At 66.1% G+C, this 14,408-nt stretch carries 18 protein-coding genes; 8 read left to right on the forward strand and 10 right to left on the reverse strand.

Annotated elements, in window-relative coordinates; genetic code table 11:
* The first annotated feature begins 332 nt into the window (after positions 1 to 332).
* From ADADO0_RS02100 to ADADO0_RS02120, 5 genes are all read left to right on the forward strand, one after another.
* Positions 333 to 629: an accessory factor UbiK family protein gene (locus tag ADADO0_RS02100; protein WP_511303429.1), complete on the forward strand. Its 297-nt coding sequence runs from the start codon at positions 333 to 335 to the stop codon at positions 627 to 629.
* 271 nt (positions 630 to 900) lie between these two features.
* Positions 901 to 1,407, forward strand: a complete 507-nt coding sequence (locus ADADO0_RS02105; RefSeq protein WP_511303430.1) for a type III secretion system chaperone family protein — start codon at positions 901 to 903, stop codon at positions 1,405 to 1,407.
* Positions 1,408 to 1,475: 68 nt separating this feature from the next.
* Positions 1,476 to 2,312: a pyrroline-5-carboxylate reductase gene (gene proC, locus ADADO0_RS02110; RefSeq protein ID WP_511303431.1), complete on the forward strand. Its 837-nt coding sequence runs from the start codon at positions 1,476 to 1,478 to the stop codon at positions 2,310 to 2,312.
* Between the two features lie 106 nt (positions 2,313 to 2,418).
* The gene (locus ADADO0_RS02115) at positions 2,419 to 3,090 is read left to right on the forward strand and encodes a TetR/AcrR family transcriptional regulator (RefSeq protein WP_511303432.1); all 672 of its coding nucleotides are present in this window, start codon (positions 2,419 to 2,421) and stop codon (positions 3,088 to 3,090) included.
* A 196-nt stretch (positions 3,091 to 3,286) separates the two neighbouring features.
* Entirely contained in the window at positions 3,287 to 4,246 is a 960-nt protein-coding gene (locus ADADO0_RS02120; RefSeq protein WP_511303433.1) for a DMT family transporter, read from the forward strand.
* On the opposite strand, the gene ADADO0_RS02125 is transcribed toward ADADO0_RS02120, so the two are convergent.
* The 7 genes from ADADO0_RS02125 to ADADO0_RS02155 form a co-directional block, all read right to left on the reverse strand.
* Positions 4,247 to 6,181 carry a MacB family efflux pump subunit gene (locus tag ADADO0_RS02125; RefSeq protein ID WP_511303516.1) on the reverse strand — a complete coding sequence of 645 codons (1,935 nt, stop codon included), beginning with the start codon at positions 6,179 to 6,181 and terminating at the stop codon, positions 4,247 to 4,249. It lies immediately after the preceding gene.
* A 65-nt stretch (positions 6,182 to 6,246) separates the two neighbouring features.
* The gene (locus ADADO0_RS02130; RefSeq protein ID WP_511303434.1) at positions 6,247 to 7,476 is read right to left on the reverse strand and encodes an efflux RND transporter periplasmic adaptor subunit; all 1,230 of its coding nucleotides are present in this window, start codon (positions 7,474 to 7,476) and stop codon (positions 6,247 to 6,249) included.
* A gap of 91 nt (positions 7,477 to 7,567) precedes the next feature.
* Positions 7,568 to 7,759 carry a hypothetical protein gene (locus ADADO0_RS02135; RefSeq protein ID WP_511303435.1) on the reverse strand — a complete coding sequence of 64 codons (192 nt, stop codon included), beginning with the start codon at positions 7,757 to 7,759 and terminating at the stop codon, positions 7,568 to 7,570.
* Positions 7,760 to 7,768: 9 nt separating this feature from the next.
* Complete coding sequence (locus ADADO0_RS02140; protein WP_511303436.1) at positions 7,769 to 8,647, reverse strand: S49 family peptidase; 879 nt, start codon at positions 8,645 to 8,647, stop codon at positions 7,769 to 7,771.
* Between the two features lie 56 nt (positions 8,648 to 8,703).
* A complete protein-coding gene (locus ADADO0_RS02145; protein ID WP_511303437.1) occupies positions 8,704 to 9,516 on the reverse strand; it encodes a hypothetical protein in 813 nt (270 codons plus the stop codon).
* Between the two features lie 157 nt (positions 9,517 to 9,673).
* On the reverse strand, positions 9,674 to 10,435 hold the full coding sequence (locus ADADO0_RS02150) for a tRNA1(Val) (adenine(37)-N6)-methyltransferase (protein ID WP_511303438.1): 762 nt from the start codon (positions 10,433 to 10,435) through the stop codon (positions 9,674 to 9,676).
* The gene (locus tag ADADO0_RS02155) at positions 10,422 to 10,649 is read right to left on the reverse strand and encodes a putative signal transducing protein (RefSeq protein ID WP_511303439.1); all 228 of its coding nucleotides are present in this window, start codon (positions 10,647 to 10,649) and stop codon (positions 10,422 to 10,424) included. The genes ADADO0_RS02150 and ADADO0_RS02155 overlap by 14 nt, the downstream gene beginning before the upstream one ends.
* Before the next feature lie 116 nt (positions 10,650 to 10,765).
* Between ADADO0_RS02155 and ADADO0_RS02160 the strand changes: the two genes are divergently transcribed.
* Entirely contained in the window at positions 10,766 to 11,773 is a 1,008-nt protein-coding gene (locus tag ADADO0_RS02160; RefSeq protein ID WP_511303440.1) for a polyprenyl synthetase family protein, read from the forward strand.
* A 50-nt stretch (positions 11,774 to 11,823) separates the two neighbouring features.
* Here the strand turns inward: ADADO0_RS02160 and ADADO0_RS02165 are convergent, their stop codons facing one another.
* The 3 genes from ADADO0_RS02165 to ADADO0_RS02175 form a co-directional block, all read right to left on the reverse strand.
* On the reverse strand, positions 11,824 to 12,132 hold the full coding sequence (locus ADADO0_RS02165) for a DUF167 family protein (protein WP_511303441.1): 309 nt from the start codon (positions 12,130 to 12,132) through the stop codon (positions 11,824 to 11,826).
* 4 nt (positions 12,133 to 12,136) lie between these two features.
* Positions 12,137 to 12,427 carry a YggT family protein gene (locus tag ADADO0_RS02170; protein ID WP_511303442.1) on the reverse strand — a complete coding sequence of 97 codons (291 nt, stop codon included), beginning with the start codon at positions 12,425 to 12,427 and terminating at the stop codon, positions 12,137 to 12,139.
* Between the two features lie 174 nt (positions 12,428 to 12,601).
* Complete coding sequence (locus ADADO0_RS02175) at positions 12,602 to 13,366, reverse strand: phosphatase PAP2 family protein (RefSeq protein ID WP_511303443.1); 765 nt, start codon at positions 13,364 to 13,366, stop codon at positions 12,602 to 12,604.
* Between the two features lie 86 nt (positions 13,367 to 13,452).
* On the opposite strand from ADADO0_RS02175, the gene ADADO0_RS02180 reads away from it, so the two are divergent.
* Together ADADO0_RS02180 and ADADO0_RS02185 are read left to right on the forward strand one after the other, a co-directional pair.
* Positions 13,453 to 13,977 carry a YaiI/YqxD family protein gene (locus ADADO0_RS02180; RefSeq protein WP_511303444.1) on the forward strand — a complete coding sequence of 175 codons (525 nt, stop codon included), beginning with the start codon at positions 13,453 to 13,455 and terminating at the stop codon, positions 13,975 to 13,977.
* A complete protein-coding gene (locus ADADO0_RS02185; protein WP_511303445.1) occupies positions 13,977 to 14,366 on the forward strand; it encodes an MAPEG family protein in 390 nt (129 codons plus the stop codon). The genes ADADO0_RS02180 and ADADO0_RS02185 overlap by 1 nt, the downstream gene beginning before the upstream one ends.
* Positions 14,367 to 14,408 lie beyond the last annotated feature (42 nt).

Consider the following 14,408-nt stretch of genomic DNA (forward strand, 5'->3'; position numbering starts at 1 on the left):
ACAAATCGTGAAGCTGGTGCATCCGACATGATTTTGATGCTCCCAACAGCTCCGGCTGTGTCCAAAAAGCCACGTTCTTGGATGCCGGAGGCCAGACACGCGGTTTCCCACCGTCGATCTGGCGAGGGCATAGACGATATCGCGCGCCGGTGCCGTTCAATTTCGATTGCCGAGCCTTTCGCTGGCGCGGCGCCACCATATTGCCGGGAACCTGGGCAGCACCGTGGCATACCACCAACCCCACGCTCCTGGCGACAAGCGCCTTGCGATCCCGGCCCGTCCTCCCCATTGTCTGGCGATCTTGAAATTCAGCGCGCGAGCGGAGACCCGTCATGACCCAGACCACAGGCCGGCTGTTCGATGAGATGGCGCGGCTGGTGAACGACGCCGCCGGCGTCGCCCAGGGTGCGCGACGGGAAGTGGAAACCGTGATGAAAGCGCAGACCGAACGCTTTCTGCGCGACCTCGACCTCGTGAAGCGCGAGGAATTCGAGGTGGTGAAGGATATGGTCGCCGCCGCCCGGCTGGAGAACGAGCGTCTTGCCGCCCGGATCGCCGAGCTGGAAGCACGCCTTTCTGCTGCGCCCGCGAACAATGGCCCAACCTATGACGGGTCCAGCCAGTTCTGAGATTGAATGCAGGGGGAGGCCCCCCTGCCGCAATATGTCGTAGCGGCTTCGCGCTGCGCCGCGATATAGTGATTAAAGTGGCGATTCGGAGCTTATCGTCGCGCTAAGCGCGACGGGGCTCGGAGCGCCACGGCACACCGGCCCAGGGGGCGGTGGGGCCGCCGGTACGCTGCGTCGCGCAAATCCTGGCTGGCTTTTGGATGCCCGGTTTGAGTGGCGTTTCGGCCCGCGTTCGACCGTCTCCGCGTCCCTCAAACCGCGAGGTCGAGGCATGTCTCTCATCGACATCGACGCTGAAGCTGATGCTCCGGCGAACCCGGTGGACTTGGTTGAACGGCTCGCAGCCGTTCACGACTGGTCCTTCGAGCGTTCCGAAGAGGACGAGATCACCCTTTCACTCACAAGCCGCTGGACGGACTGTCACGTCTCGTTCCAGTGGATGGATGAGATAGAGGCGCTGCATCTCGCCTGTGCCTTTGACTTCAAGGTGCCGGACAACCGGCGGCCTGAGGTGCTGAAGCTGCTCGCGCTCATCAACGAGCAGATGTGGCTCGGCCATTTTGACCTCTGGAATCAGGAAGGCGTGATCATGTTCCGCCACGCCCTGGTCCTGGCAGGCGGAGCAACGGCGTCCGACCGGCAGTGCGAGGCGATCCTCGAAGCTGCCCTCGATGCGGTCGAGCGGTACTATCCCGCCTTCCAATTCGTGGTCTGGGCGGGCAAGAGCGCGCGCGAAGCCATGGACACGGCGCTTTTCGACACCGTCGGAGAAGCTTAAGACTAGGGATGTCCTCTCAATGCGTGCGGCGCCGGCTTTCCGGCGTCGGCGCCCATGCAGGCTGTCCCATGCCCGTTGATTCGTTGAAGTCCTTGAGCGGCCCCGTCGTGCTGGTGGGCGCCGGCAAGATGGGTAGTGCCATGCTGGAAGGCTGGCTGAACCTTGGCCTGTCTCCCGCCCATGCCGTGGTGCTCGACCCGAACCTGAAGCCCGAGGTTTTCGCCGACCTCACGGCCAAGGGGGCGTTGGCAAATCCTGAATTCTCCGACATTGCCGCACCGGCGGTGATTGTCCTTGCCGTGAAGCCCCAGTTGGCCCCGGTGGTGCTCGCCACCGTGCGCGCCCTGGTGGCGCCGGGCACGCTGGTGATCTCGATCATGGCGGGGCGCACGCTCGATTTCCTTCAGGAGGCGCTGCCCCATGGCACCGCCGTGGTGCGCACCATTCCCAACACGCCGGCTGCCATCGGCCAGGGCATCACGGTCGCGGTCCCCAATCGCCATGTGGACGAGGCCGGGCGCGCTCTGACCGACGCTCTGCTCACGACGCTTGGCCCGGTGGAGTGGATCGAGGACGAGGCGCTGATGGATGCGGCCACCGCTGTTTCCGGTTCGGGGCCGGCCTATGTGTTCCTGCTGGCCGAGGCGCTTGCCGCCGCCGCCGTCGCCGCTGGTCTGCCGGCCGATCTCGCGGGACGGCTTGCCCGCGCCACTGTGGCGGGGTCGGGTGCGCTGATGGTCCAGTCCGGCATTGATGCCGGCATCTTGCGCGAGAACGTTACCTCGCCCGCCGGCACCACCGCCGCCGCGCTCGCGGTGCTGATGAACCCGGAGCGCGGTTTCGGCCCCCTGCTCACGGAGGCCGTAGAGGCCGCGACTGCGCGCTCGCGCGAACTCGGGCGTTAGCATCGAGCGCCAATCTGGCAGGTTGATCCAATCTGCTCGCTCAAGAGCCACCTTGTGGGCGCGCACCTGCGCGCCCATCTCTGGCATTGGTGAACCGGAGAGCGCCATGGTTTCCGAGACGACCCGCGAAGCTTGCCTCAGCGCATTCCTCGACCTCGTCGGCGAGGACAGCTTTGAGCGCGTCGAGCTGAACCAGGTGGCGGCGCGGGCGGGGGTGCCGCTCTCGGAAATGCGCGGCGCCTTCGGCTCCACCCACGATCTGCTCCAAGCCTTCTTCCGCGATACCGACCGGCAGGTGCTCGCCGAGGGCGCAGACAATGACGGTCGCGACATTCAGGAGCCGCCGCACGAGCGCCTGTTCGAGGTGCTGATGCGCCGCCTCGATGCGCTTGAGCCGCACCGTGCGGCCGTCGCTTCCCTCATGCGCTCCGTGCGGCACGATCCGCGATTGGCGCTTAGCCTTCTCAAGCTCTCCACAGGCTCACAACGCTGGATGCTGGCCGCAGCCGGCCTCAATGCGACCGGCTTGTCCGGAGACCTGCGGGCGCGGGGCCTCGCGTTCCTGTTCGGCCGCCTGCTGGATGTGTGGCTGAAGGACGAGGACCCCGGCCTGTCCCGCACCATGGCCCGTCTGGACCAGGAATTGCGCAGCGGCGCCAAGCTTCTCGGCGTGTTCGACGACCTCGCCACCATCGCCAATCCCTGGCGCTCGCCGCGCCGCAGGGGCCGGGCCCAACCCGATGTTGAGACCGCTGTCCATGCGCACGAGGGTCATTAACCCGGCGTTCGTCTTTAGGGCGAGGGCGTGGCGTACCCATGCGGAAGGCGCCGGGCTCGGTGCGCGGCTGCGCTGATTCCGCAAACCCGCCGGTGGTGAAAATCGGTTAAAATCACCCCGTCTGTTGCGTGGCGGAACCTATCCCGATGTCTTTTTCTCCCATCTGCCACAGCATTTTCTCCCCGGGAGACGTGTCGTGACGGCGGTGGGCAGCATGCGCGGCATTGTTGCTATGATCGGCGCGATGATGATGTTCATCACCAACGACATGCTGATCAAGCTGTCGCTGATGAGCCTTCCCATGAGCGAGATTCTCACGCTTCGCTCCCTGGTCGCCGTGGTGGTGCTGGTTGCAGTGATATTGGTTTCTGGGGAGGGACGGGCCATTCACCTGGCGTTACGGCCACCGGTCTTGGTCCGCTCCGGCTTCGACGCTTTCACCACCTTCACCTACGTGCTTGCGTTGGGGCTTCTGCCCATCGCCACCGCCACCACCATCTATATGGTCGCGCCGTTGATCACGACCGCGCTCGCCGTTCCATTGCTGGGCGAGAAGGTGGGCGCGAAGCGGTGGGCGGCGATCTTCGTCGGCTTTTCCGGCGCGGTCATCGTCACCCATCCCGATCCCCGGACCTTTGTCCTGGTCGCGCTACTGCCGTTGTTGGCGGCTTTCACCGGGTCGTTGCGCGATATCTCCACGCGCAGCATCTCCATGCAGGTTCCCGGCTCGGTCGTGGCGCTGTCCACGGCGCTGTGCCTGAGCGCCGTCAGCATCGTGTGCTCGGGCTGGGAAACATGGAGCATGCCGAGCCTTGCGCCGAGCCTCTATATTCTCGGCTCCGGCTTTGCGTTCGGCGTCGGCAACGTGATGCTGGTCTACGCTTTCCGCAATGCGCCGGTCGCCGCCATCTCGCCGCTGCGCTACGTGCTGGTGCCGTGCGCACTGTTCTATAGCTACTTCATCTTCTCCCACGTTCCCGACGTCTGGGGTGTGGTCGGGACAGTGCTGGTGGTGGGGGCGGGTCTCTATTCGATCCAGCAGGAGGCGCGGCGCCTCCATGATGATGTCCGCGCCCGCAAGCTGGAGGCGGCAACCGCGCCATCCGGAGCGCCGATCGCGGCGGCCGGCGTGACCTGCGCGCCCCCGCGTTCCTGACTACTCGTAGGCCAGCGCAGCCACCGGATCGAGACCGGCCGCTTTGCGGGCCGGGAGATAGCCGAACACCAGGCCGGTGAGGAAGGCGCAGCCGAAGGCCAGCAGCGGCGGCCCGGCGGTGAGGATCACCAGCGAGCCGAGGCTCTTTAAAAGCAGCGCCGTGCCCAGCCCCAGTGCAACGCCAGCCAGCCCGCCCGCGCCGCAGATCACCAGCGCCTCGGTATTGAACTGAAGCATGATGTTGGAGCGCCGGGCCCCCGTCGCCATGCGGATGCCGATCTCCCGCGTGCGCTCGGTGACGCTCACAAGCATGATGTTCATGACGCCGATCCCGCCCACCAGGAGCGAGATCGCCGCCACCGATCCGAGAAGGCGCGTCAACGTGTCGGCGGTGGCGGTAGCGGTTTCCAGGATCGACGAGGTGTTGCGAAGCTGGAAATCCTCGGCGCGATGGCGCTGGCGCAGCAGGACCTCGATGGCTTCCTGGGTCTTGTCGATTTGCTCCACATCATCCACCGCGATGGTCGCGGAGGTGAGGAAGCGGCGGCCGAACACCCTCATGAAGCCGGTGGTGATGGGCATGAGGACGATGTCGTCCTGGTCCATGCCGAAGGCGTTTGCCCCGCGCGGGGCTAGCACCCCGGTCACTTCATAAGGCACATTCTTGATCAGGATATAGCGCCCGACCGGGCTGCGGCCGTCCGGGAACATCACCCGTGCCACGGTACGGCCGATCACCACGACCGGGGCATAGCCTTCCACATCCTGCGCGGTGAACATGGTGCCGTCGGCCAGAGCCCAGTCACGCGCGGCGGTGTAGCCGGGGCCGCCGCCCTGGATCGTGGTGGCATAGTCGATATTGCCGACCCGCACCGTCGCATTTGTGGATCGTTCCGGCGACACCGCGATCACGTTGGGGATTTCCGCGCCGATGGCGTCGGCGTCCTCCAAAGTGAGCGAGGCGTTGGAGCCGGTGGAGCGCACACCCGGCGCGCCAGGGCGCACCACCAGAAGGTTGGTGCCCATGGAGGCGATGCGGTCCAGCACCGATTGCTTGCTGCCCTGGCCGATCGCCAGCATGGCGATAACGGCGGCAACGCCGATGATCACACCCAGCAAGGTCAGGATGGTGCGAAACAGGTTCCCGCCCATGGAGCGGAACGCCATCTTCACCGCCTCCCCGAGATCGGGCAGGAAGTTATTGCGAATTTTCAGGGTCGACGCGACGGCCGGCGCCGCTGCGGGGATGAAGCCGGGATCACGGTTCACCTCGTCCGAGATCACGCGCCCATCCTGAAGGCGTACCACGCGGCGAGCGTGGGCGGCCACTTCCGGATCGTGGGTGATGAGCAGGATGGTGCGGCCCTCGCGGTTCAACTCCGCGAGGAGTTCCAGAACCTCAGCGCCGGAATGGCTGTCGAGGGCGCCTGTCGGCTCGTCGGCGAGCATGACCGGCGCCTCGTTCATGAGGGCGCGGGCAATGGAGACACGCTGCTGTTGGCCGCCTGAGAGTTGCGAGGGGCGGTGCTCGCCGCGATCGCCCAGGCCGAGTCGAGCCAGCAGCGCCTGGGCGCGGCTGACCCGTTCCGCCTTGGAGCGCCCGGCATAGATCGCCGGGATTTCCACATTCTCCTCAGCGGTGATCGAGGGCAGCAGATTGTAGCGTTGGAACACGAAGCCGAAGGTGCGGCAGCGCAGTGCCGCCAGTTCATCGGAATCAAGCTCGGCAACATCGCGGCCCTGGACCTTGTATGATCCCATGGTCGGCCGATCGAGGCAGCCGATGATGTTCATCAAGGTGGACTTGCCGGAGCCGGACTGGCCCATGATGGCCACGTATTCGCCCGGCATGATGGTGATGGAAACATCGTCCAGCGCGCGAACCACGCTGTCGCCCGAGGGATAGACCCTGCTCACATGGAGAATGTCGAGCAGCGCGCCGGGGTGCCCGACCTGCGCGCCCGGCGCGGCGGCCGCGTGAAGCTGCGGGTCGGCGATGGTCAAAACAGCCTCGGCGGCATGGGCGGCCGGTTCGCCTGCTGGGCGGCGGGATCGGCGGAGGTGATGACCTGCTCGCCTTCTTTGAGCCCCTCAGTGATCTGGATCTGGCTGCGGCTGGACAGACCGACCTTGACCTGGCGCACTTCGGGTTTGCCATCCACAAGCACCCGAACGGTGGCTTCGTTGCGCACTTCTCGCCGGGCGCCACGCGCCGCCGGGCGGACCGCCGCTGCCGGCACCAGCAAGGCATCCTTGGCAGCGCCGAGCATGAAGAACACCTGCGCACTCATGGAAGTCATGAGCAGGCGCTCGGTGTTGGGCACGTCGATCAGCACATTGTAGAGCACCACGTCGTTCACGGTGTCCGGGGTCGGGAGGATCTGCACGACCTTGGCGTTGAAGCGTCGGTCCGGCATCCCCAGCGTGGTGAAATAGACCGACATGCCGACCTTCACCTTGGGAATATCGGCCTCCGCCACCTGCGCCCACACCTGCATGGTGTCGAGGTCCGCGAGGCGAAGCACGATGGGGGCGGTCTGGTTGGCGTTCAGGGTCTGCCCTTCAGTGGCGGAAGTGGAGACCACCACCCCGTCGATGGGCGCGAAAATCTTGGTGTAGCCGAGGTTGGCGAGGTCGCCGTCGAGCGTCGCCTGGGTCTGCTTGATCTGGGCCTGGAGCGCGTCGATCTTGGCTTCGCCGATGCGCACCGTGGCGGAGGCAGCATCCGAGGTATCCTGACTGCCGGCCTGGGTGGCGAGCAGGCGGGTGGCGCGGTTCTCGCGCAGCTTGTCGAGATCGAGCTGCGCCCTCTGCTGCGCGAGTTGGGCTTTGAGATTGTCGAGCTGCGCCTGATCGCCGAGCACGCGGGTCTGGTAGACGGTGGGGTCGATCTGGGCGAGCAACTGCTCCTTCTTCACCGTATCGCCGATCTGCACAGAGATCTTGCGCAACTGGCCGGACACCTGGGTGCCGACGTCCACGTAGGTCTTGGGCTTGATCGTGCCGAGCGCGGTTACACTCTGTTCCAGGTCGCCCTTGACCACAGGAGCGGTCGCGAACTGCCCGGTGGCGGTGCTGGTCTCGCGCCCGAAAAAATAGTATCCGGCGCCGCCAGCAGCCGCCAGCAGAAGGAGGCCCGCGATCCAGCCGGTGCCCCGACGCTTTCGGCGTGTCTTCGGCGACGTTACGGCGCCTCCACTGTCCCGCTTCTGCAACATCTCGGCGACCATCCGCAGCCCTTGAGCGACCGTTGCGTCAAGATACCGTGCGCGACCCTCGCGACTTAGTGAATTTGCTGTAATCTTTACCCCTTAGAGGGGTTCAACGCTGCTGCCGGGGACGGTATGCGCCGGTCTTCGGGTCCTTCTCCAGCGGCTGTCCGGTCGCCTCGACCGGCTCGGGACCGCGATGCGGGTCGATAATGTCGTTGACCCGCCCGCTCTCCCGCCGCAGGAAACGGACCACTAGGGTGGCGCCGAGCGCGCCCAATGCTGCAAGCACCAGTGGCGGCATGGGAATCTCCTACAGTCCGTAGCGTGCCCAGACGGCGCGTTCGTCGACGCTGGCCATCAGGCCCTCGCCAAGCCCGGCACCATGGAGCGCGGCCGCGCTGACGCCGCCCTGGCGCCGCGAGGACAGCCAGCCGCCCGAGGTGATCAGGGGCATGCGCACCTTCTCGCCGTAGCGTGCGCGCAGCACGGAGCGCAGATCGCCCAGATCATCCACCAGCCCGAGGCCGAGGGCCTGACTGCCGATCCAGAACTCGCCAGAGAACAACTCCTCGTCCGTCCCGGTCAGCGTATCGCCCCGGCGGCTCTTCACGAGCCCTGCGAACGTCTGGTGAATTTCCCGCTGCAACCCCTCCAGCCGCTCCACATCCTCGGGCTGCTCGGGGCGGAACGGGTCCAGCATCATCTTGCGGGTTCCGGCGGTATGGACGCGGCGCTCGATGCCGATCTTCTCGATCAGCTTCTCAAACCCGAAGCCGGAGGAGATCACGCCGATCGATCCCACCACTGATGAAGGATCGCAAATGATCTCGTCGGCGGCGCAGGCGATCATGTAGCCACCGGAGGCGGCGACGTCCTCGACGAAGGCGAAGACGTGCTTGTCGGTCTCGCTGGCAAGCGCCCGGATGCGCTTATAGATGAGGTGGGACTGCACCGGAGAGCCGCCCGGCGAATTGATCACCAGCGCCACCGCTGGCGCCTTCTTCATCGCGAAGGCCTTCTCCAGTGGCTTGGCGATGCTGGAGATCGTCAGGCTCTGCCGGAACGGCGTGTTCATGCCGATGGCGCCGCTGAGTCGCACCACGGGAATGATCGGGGCGTCACCGCGCCACTTGGCCGGCAGGATACGGCCGAGGCCGCGCTTAAGGGTCGGCAGGAATTCGTCAGGCATTGCTGCCAGATGCGGGTCGATTCAGGAGAATTCAAGGTCTGCAACGCAAGAGCGGCCTATTTGCCTGGCGAAACCGTGCCGGAATTCGCTTTCTGCCCGCTCGCGACCGGGTCGCGGCCTTCGAGATACGCGATCTGGCAATCCACCAGGGCGTCCATGGCCGGCTTGATGTCGGCGAATGACAGACGCGCCACGACCGTGGATCTGGTCTGCACCGCGAGCACCTTGATGCGTGTCAGGTCGAGAACGAAGCGGGTGTGGAGATTTCGCACGAAAACCCCCTTCTCCCCGTGATGCAGAATGGCGGTGAATTTCCCGCGCCACTCTCCCAATTCTTCCGTCGCCAGGGTGAGGTCGTACCGCTTGCGCGCCTGTAACGGCGCCCAGGCCGGATTGGTCAAGGCGATGAAGCCCTCGTCTTCCTTCCGGCTGAAGCCGAACCAGATGGTGGTCTGGTCCTTGTAGGTGGCGGCCGCCACGCAGCCGCCCATGCTCTTGCTGACGCCGATGGACCAGCCTTCCACCACGTTCACAGCCTTGTCGACGGTGAGGTTGGGCTGGCCGGCCGCCACCTTGGGCGCGACCGGTGCCGCAGGGACGAACGGGGTTCTGGCGGGGTCGATGGTGGAAAGCGCGGTGGATGCTGGCAGCGCGTTGAGCGCTTCCTGGCCTTTCGCCTCGGGAACCTTGGTCTCCGGCCCTTTCGGACCCGCGACCTTGGGCTTCGCGTTGGAATCAGGAGGGGTTGCGACCTCCGAGGGGCGGACATCGGACGGGATTGCGTTGGCAGGCCCGGATGGCCCTGCGCCCGAAAGCAGCACACCCACGACGCCCGCCGTGACGGCGCGCCTCACCCAACTGGCCTGCATGAAAATCCGACCCCGCCCGCAGACCCTGACCTGACGTCAGAACAATGCGAGCCACGATGATGGAAATCAATCGCGACCCCGGCAAAAAATGACCCTGCCGGTATCGTCCGCCCGTTTTCCCGCCGATGCGCAGGCCGTGGTCCCGATCTGAGACTTTTCAGAAGGGCAAGGGCGCGCGGCCGCGCAGCACCGCTTCGGCTGCTTCGCTGGTCGTGCCGTCGGCCCGCGCCAGGATGAAGGAGGGTGCGATGCTGAGGGCGGTGCGCCGGCCCTTCACAGCGCGCACCACAAGGCGCACCGCCGGAGCGTCGGGGCGCGGGTGGATCGGCAGTAGCACGGCTGCGCCATAGCGCCCGTCGAGGGCGGCCAGAAGCGGCGCCAGTTCGGAGGGGCGCAGGATCATTGCCAGCGTGCCGCCCGGCCGCAGTGCACGGAGGGCGGCGGTCGCCCAGTCGTTCAGCGTCGTCTCGTCCGCCATGTGCGCCAGGGCGCGCGAGGGATCTGGGGAGGCGCGGTGGGCGCGCGCCATGTTGAAGGGCGGATTGGTGAGCACGAGGTCGAGCGAGCCGGGCTCCGGCGCGCCGCTCCAGCCCGGCCGAGCGATGGCCCGGACATCGCCGCACACCGCCACGCAGCGCCCCGAAAGGCCGTTCTGCGTGATGTTGCGCGCGGCGAGTTCGGACGAGGCCGGATCGATTTCCACCAGCACGCCCCGCGCCTGCGGCAGGCGGACCAGGGCGGCAAGGCCGGCGCCGCCGACCCCGGCGCCGAAGTCGGCGATCACATGGGCATCGTTCGGCGCCGCTGCAGCGAGCAGGATGGCGTCGTGCCCCACCCTGTGGCCCTTCGCCGGCTGCGCCAGCAGGAGGCGGCCGTCCAGAACCGCATCGCGTGTCGTTGGACTTTCAGGGGCCGTCATAGAGCACGTCGCCCAGCCCGGCCTCCGAGAGCAGACGCTGGGCGCGCGGCAGATCCTCGTCCAGCACCAGGATGCGGCGCGGCAGGATGCCGATGGAGCCTTCCAGCGCACTGACATGCGAATCGGCGAGCAGATGGCCGATGTCGGCGGCGTTGAACAACGCCTCCACGGCAGAGATCAGCACGATGTCGTTGGTCCGCACAACTTCACGCATCGCCGCTCCGTAAGGTCTGATTGCCGCGCTTGGCTCAAATCGAGCCTCCCGGCTTGCGCGGAACCCATTCGCATCCCTATGGTGCGCCCGCGTGATTGACAAGCGGGGGCCATTCTTTGGCGGTCGTCCTTCCGTTCGAGCCTAACGAGCCTTCGCTCGACGCCCTGGTAAGCCTGGTCAAGGCGGACATGGAGCGTGTAAACGCGACCATTCTCGCGCGCACCGGCTCCGACGTCGCGATGATTCCCGAGGTGGCGAACCATCTGATCTCCGGTGGCGGCAAGCGGCTGCGGCCCATGCTGACGCTCGCCTGCGCCGCGCTGAGCGGCTATCGCGGCGAGGGCCATATTAAGCTTTCCGCGTCGGTGGAGTTCATGCACACCGCGACCCTGCTCCACGACGATGTGGTGGATGAGAGCGATATGCGGCGCGGCAAGCTCGCCGCGCGCAAGCTCTGGGGCAACGAGGCCAGCGTGCTGGTCGGCGACTTCCTGCTGGGGCAGGCGTTCAAGATGATGGTCGAGGTGGGATCGCTCCAGTGCCTCGACATCCTCTCCAACGCCGCCTGCGTCATCGCCGAGGGCGAAGTGATGCAGCTTTCGGCCGCGAAGAACACCGAGACCTCCGAGGATGATTATCTCGCGGTGATCCGGGGAAAGACCGCCGAACTGTTCGCGGCCGCCTGCGAGGTCGGTGCCGTGCTTGGTGCCCGCCCCAAGGGTGAGCTTGGCGCCTGTCGCTCCTACGGCATGAATCTCGGCATCGCGTTCCAACTTGTGGACGACGCGCTGGACTATGGCGGCAGCCAGGCCAAGCTCGGCAAAAATGTCGGCGACGATTTCCGGGAAGGGAAGATCACCCTGCCCGTGGTTCTCGCATTCCGGCGGGGAGACGCGGAGGAGCGCGCCTTCTGGAAGCGGTGCCTGGAAGCCGGCGAGGGCACGAATGAGGATCTCGCCCACGCCATCGGCCTGCTCAACAAGCATCGGGCGCTCGGCGACACCATCGAGCGCGCGCGCCATTACGGCGCCATCGCCAAGGATGCGCTGGCGCTGTTCCAGCCGAGCGCGGGCAAGGACGCGCTGATGGAAGCGGTGGATTTCTGCATCTCGCGGGCCTACTAGGCCGGCCGAACCACATTAGGCCAAGCGAACAGCGTCAGCGGTTCGCGTCTCTAGGGCAGTCTCGCCGCAATGGCGGTGCGCATCTTGGCGCGGTCGCCCTTAAGGCGGAAGGTCTTGACGCGGGCGGTGGCGCCCGAGAGCAGGGAGACCTGCGAGGCCGCGATTTCAGCCGCCGAGGCCAGCAGCTTGCCAACCGCCGCATTGGCGGCGCCGTCTTCCGGCGCAACCCGAACACGCACCTTCAGCACGACGCGCCCGTCGGCGAGCGCCATTATGCCGTCCAGCCCGTCGCGGCCGCCCTTGGGTGTGACGCGCACGCGCACATCCAGCCCGTCGGGCGTATCGCTGAACACGGGCAAGGGATCAGAAAACGTAAGGGTAGATGTAAAGGCCGATCACCCGCTCGATGAAGAAGATGATCAGGATCAGCACCATCGGCGAGAGATCCAGGCCCCCCAGGCTCGGCAGGATCGAGCGGATGGGCTTGAGGACCGGCTCGGTGATGCGGAAAATTAACTCGCCAACGGTCCGCACGACCGGATTGTAGGGGTTCACCACATTGAACGCCACCAGCCAGGACAGAACCGCGGCGGCGATCAGGACCCACACATAAAGCTGCAGGACGATCAGGATGACGTCGAGAATGGCGCGCATCGTCGGGGAATTCCTCGGCAGACCGACGGGCCGACGCGCGGCCCGCTCTTGTGCGCAGCAATAACCAAGCCCGGCCCGCTTGAACAGAGCGTTTGCTGCGGCGGGTGTGCCTGAAGGGGGCGGAAACGCAATTCCTCTCCTGCTTGCGAGAGAGGGAATTGCCCCCTCTCTCAATTACGCGGCCGGGCCGCGTCCTTCGGGCTCCACTTCGCCGCGCATCTGCAGCCACAGCAGCACGAGCCAGCACAGGCAGGCCCAGCCCGCGCCAAGAGCCCACCCACCAAGCACATCGGTGGGCCAGTGGACGCCAAGATAGACCCGGCTGACACCAACGATCACCGTCACTGCCGCCGCGAGAACTAGCAGGAATACCTTCACCCGCTGCTGCGGCTGGGAGCGTGCCAGCAGCGCGCCCAGCGTGAGATACACCACTGCAGACATGGTGGAGTGGCCGCTTGGGAAGCTCGAGGTGTAAACCTCCATGCCATGGGGCACGAGGTCGGGCCTCGGCCGGGCAATGCCCCATTTCAGGACGCTCGCGAGCACGGTCCCGCCGGCAACTGAAACCAGCACCATGAAGGCGGTAAGCCGCTTGCCGATCAGTAGCAGATAGATCAGCACCGCCGCCGTCACCAGCGTGAGAATGGTGGTGCCGCCCAGCGCCGTGAGGTCGCGCACGGATTCTTCCAGCCATCTCGGGCCGATCGGATCGGACCGGTCGCCGGTCTCGCGCAGCGCCAGAAGGATGCGTTCATCGAGCCGGTGGGTTTCCCCTTCCAGCACCTCGTCGGCGAGGGCCAGAAACGCATAGAAGGCGAGCGCGGTGGTCATGATGACCGCCAGCGTCACCCGCTCCATTTCACTGACCCGGGAGAAGACCGGCCCGAGAAGGGGAATCCGCCGAAGCCGGGAGCCGAATGTGTTGGGGGTCTGCGTCATGACCCGAGTGAAACCCACCCCCGCCCGCCCCGTCAACCGACCTGAGGACGCATTGCGGCGCGCGCGGGAGCCTGCCATGAGAAAGCATGTCGTTGCAGAAGCCGAATACGCCCCGCGCCGCGCCCATTGCCCTCTATGTCGATGCGGACGCCTGCCCGGTGAAGGACGAGATTTATCGCGTCGCCGGTCGCCACGGCATCGAGACGCATGTGGTTTCCAACACACCCATCGCCATTCCCCGCAGCCCTTCGATCCATCGGGTGGTGGTGCCCAGCGGGCCGGATGTGGCGGACGATTATATTGCCGAGCGCGTCTCGAAAGGTGACGTCGTCGTCACCGCCGACATCCCGCTTGCGAGCCGATGCGTGAAGGCCGGCGCGGATGTCATCTCGCCCACCGGACGCGCCTTCACCGAGGCGACCATCGGCGATGCGCTGGCAACGCGGAATTTGATGGATTCCCTGCGCTCCGCCGGCCAAGTCACCAGCGGGCCACGACCGTTTTCGCCCCGTGACCGCTCCGCCTTCCTATCGGCGCTCGACCTTGCCATCGTGCGGCTGAAGCGTGCCGGCTTCAACACCACGCCCCCAGGGCCTTCGGAGACTGCGTGATGACCATCGAACTGACCTATCTCGCCCTCAGCGTGGCCCTGGTGTTCATCCAGATTCTGCTCCCCGCATGGTTTGCCACCAAGGAACGCGGTTCTGCCTGGAACGCGGGGCCGCGCGACCAGCAGGTGACCCCGCTCGGCGGCATCGGCGGACGCCTGGAGCGCGCGTCCAAGAATGCACTGGAGACGTTTCCACTGTTCGCGGCGGCGGTTCTTATCGCCGATGCCGCGATGGTTCATTCCTGGCTCACGGTGCTGGGCGCGAGCCTCTATTTCTGGGGCCGCGTGCTCTACATCCCGCTGTATGCCTTCGGCGTTCCCTATGTCCGCTCCCTGGCCTGGACCGTCGCGACGGCGGGGATCTTCCTGATCCTGATCGCGCTGATCTGAAGTCTCGTCACGGCCGGCTTGTCCGGCCATGACGCCTTGCAG

Source organism: Aquabacter sp., from assembly GCF_965279295.1.
GTDB lineage: Bacteria > Pseudomonadota > Alphaproteobacteria > Rhizobiales > Xanthobacteraceae > Aquabacter.